The sequence below is a fragment of the Nostocoides sp. genome, assembly GCF_035343835.1.
Lineage (GTDB): Bacteria > Actinomycetota > Actinomycetes > Actinomycetales > Dermatophilaceae > Nostocoides_A > Nostocoides_A vanveenii.
The window spans coordinates 1-2,433 of sequence record NZ_DAOQZV010000343.1; the positions used below are offsets into that span (position 1 = coordinate 1).

1 pseudogene is annotated in these 2,433 nt (G+C 72.5%); it reads left to right on the forward strand.

From position 1 onward, the window contains the following. Positions 1–34 precede the first annotated feature (34 nt). Positions 35–2,433 (forward strand): annotated as a pseudogene (locus PKH97_RS15870) (hypothetical protein); the annotation flags it as partial.

The window sequence follows — 2,433 nt, forward strand, 5'->3', positions numbered from 1 at the left end:
GCCGTCAGGGACGGCCCGGCCGCGGCGCGACCCGGTGCGCGCGGCTGCGCCGCAATCGGACTGGACGTCGGCCGGTCGCGAACTCGCCGACCATGTCGAGCGGATGCACCGACCGCGCACGCCGTGGGGGGTGACCCTCGACCAGATTCAGGAGCGCATCGCCGAGCTGTGCGAGGACCCGGACCCCCCCCGCTCCAAGGTGCGCCTCGGCGGCGCACCGCTCGCCGCGCTGGGCCGCCTGGAACTGGCGCACTGGCAGGACACACTCGCCGGGATCGCCGCCGATGGTGCCTGGAAAACCAGTGGGGCAGAAGAAGATCCATGGTGGGGCGCGGTCATCCGCAACCAGCAGGACCGTGCCGATGCCGAGGCGGCGCTGGCCGAGCTTTCGCCGGCCGGCCTGGAACGGCTGGATGCGACCTTCGATGCGGTCTTCGCCGGAGTCGACCTGCCGGCCTTCCCGAGGCTGGTCGACTATGGCGACTTCGTCGCCGAGATGGGCGCCATCAAGGAGGTGCTCGACGTCTTTCGGATCGGAGTCTTCGACGCGCCACTGGATGAGTGGACGGCCACGGACTCCGGCGGCACTCTCGATCGCTGGCGGCACGGCCGCGCGGTGCGCTCCTACCTGCGCCCCGGGCATCACCCGAACGACCTCGACGCCATCCTGCGCAAGGCACTGGCGGTCCGCCCGCTGTGGCGCTTGATCCGCGCGTCGCGCACGCTGCCGACCCAGGTGACCGGACTCGGGCAGGCGGCCACGGCATACGACAAGGCAGCGGGGCATGCGCGCTATCTCGGCGCCCGCCTGGCGGGCGCTCCCGACCTGACCCGTATGCCGTTGCCCGAGCTCAGCGAGCTCGTGGACCGGCTCGGCGGAGCCCGGGATCGATTGGAGATCCTCGCCGAGGTCACGGGGGATCTCGATCGAGCACGCGCCGCGGGGCTGGGGGAGTTGGTCGACGACCTCGCCGCCCGCTCCGTGCCGGCGGATCGGGTCGCCCGCGATGTCGAGTTCGTCTGGTGGGCGTCGCTGCTCGCGGAGCTGACGGCTGCGGATCCGGGCTATGCGCGCGCGAACGGCGACCCGGTGCGGGCCGCGGGCACCCGCTTCCGCGATGTCGACCGCTCCCTGCAGCGGGCGAGCGCGGCCGGCCTGGCGGCGCAGCAGCGTGGGCGCGAGGCTCTGATCTGGTTGTGCAGCCCGCTCACAGTCGGGCTGCATCTCGCGCCGGAGCGGACCTTCGACGTCGTCGTGATCGACGAGGCCTCGGCGCTGACGGTTTGGGAGTCCGCCTCGGCCCTCGCCCGTGCCGGCCAGGCGGTGATCATCGGCGACTCACGGCTGCCCGGACCGAGCGCGTTCACAGCCACCACCGGCGGCGAACCCCGGCGATTGCGGGCCGATCAATCCTTGCTCGAGGCGGCATCGGCGCTGTGGCCGGTGTATCGCCTCGAATGGCACTATCGCTCGCACGACGAACGGCTGATCGAGGCGGTGGGAGCGTCGGCCTATGCCGGCGAGATGCACGTGATTCCCCGCCCCGGCGACAGTGGCGGGTTGCGGATCGAGTCGGCACCCGCGGACGCCGGCGGGGCCTCCGAAGTGGCGGCTGCGGTGGCCGCCGCCGTGACTCATGCCCGGCTGCGGCCAAAGGATTCGCTCGCGGTCGTCACACTCGATGCGGACCACGCGGAGCGCATCCGGATGGCGCTGATGACTGCGCTGGACGCGAGCGTGGACGACTTCTTCGTCCGTGATGGACCCGAGCCCTTCGTGGTGCTCGACGCCACCCGACTGGCCGGGGTAACGCGCGACGTCGTCATCGTCGCCCTCGGCGCGCATGCCCTCGGCCAGGTCGCGTCACCGACCGGTATGCGGCTGCTCACCGCGGCTTTGACCCGTGCCCGATCGGCGATGCACGTCGTGCACAGCGTCGACTCCGCCGGCCTGGAGAGCGCGGAGAGCGCGATCTCGCCCGGCCCCCGGCTGCTGGCGACTCTGCTGCAACGCCGGCGGTCGACGACGCCACCGGTGCCGACGTCGGTGTTGGTCACCGATCTCGCTCGGCGGTTGCGCGCCCGCGGCTTGCGGGTGCGTGTCGGCGTCGCTGCCGGCCTGGTCGATCTGGCGGTCAGTGACCCCTTCACGCGTGGGCCGGCAACCTTGGGGGTCGCCGTCGACGGACCGGCGTATGCCGCGATCACCGGCGTGCGGATGCGCGACCGGCTCGTCTACGACCAGCTACGCCGCCTCGGGTGGCGGCCCTTGCGGGTGCTGACCGTCGATCTGTTCCGGGATCCAGCCCGTGAGGAGGCGCGCGTGATGGCCGCGCTGGAGAAGATCGCCGGCGGCGAACTGCATACGGGTCCGGTGCCGACGCGCGGTGTGCGCCGGGCGATGCGCCCGCCGACCGGGCCGGCGAACGAGCC